The organism is Citrobacter sp. VF227 (genome assembly GCF_052950715.1).
Genome location: NZ_JBRFVF010000262.1, coordinates 1 through 514 on the forward strand (window position 1 = coordinate 1; position 514 = coordinate 514).

Genomic DNA, 514 nt, shown 5'->3' on the forward strand with positions numbered 1-514 from the left:
GGTGTGGGGCGCGGCGTCCCGGGTCAGGGCGAAGAAGTTGCGGCCCGTGGTGATCGACTCGTCGCAGATCACCGCGCCCTCGGGGATCAGCGCGCCGAGCACCTGCCCGATCGTGTCCTGGTCGAGGGGACCGGAGGTCGGGAGCTTCGGCCGCGGCCCGATAGCGACCGGCTCGGCGGGCGGGGCCGCGACGGCCTCGGCGAGCCGCTCCAGGGCGTCGATCTGGTCCTCCTCGGGCGTGGCCAGCGTGATCGTGGTGCTGCCCTCCGGCGCCAGCAGGCTCGGCTTGCCCGGGTAGGCGAAGAAGCCGACCGGCGGGGTCGCGCCGATCAGGACGATGTGGCGGAAGTCCTTGAGCGCCGCGATCCCCTGGTCGATCGGGTAGGGGAGGCGCTCGATCGGCACGGTGCCGGCGCCGCGGTCGATCCGGGCGTTCGAGGTCATCGCCATCAGCCGGGCGCCGGTCTTGCGGGCGATCCGGTCGGCGATCACCCGGCCCTCGCCGCGCACGGCC

At 74.5% G+C, this 514-nt stretch carries 1 protein-coding gene; it reads right to left on the reverse strand.

Going from position 1 to position 514, the window contains the following annotated elements:
• On the reverse strand, positions 1–514 hold a 514-nt coding region (locus ACU8YC_RS26225; RefSeq protein ID WP_446896149.1), incomplete at both ends, for a hypothetical protein.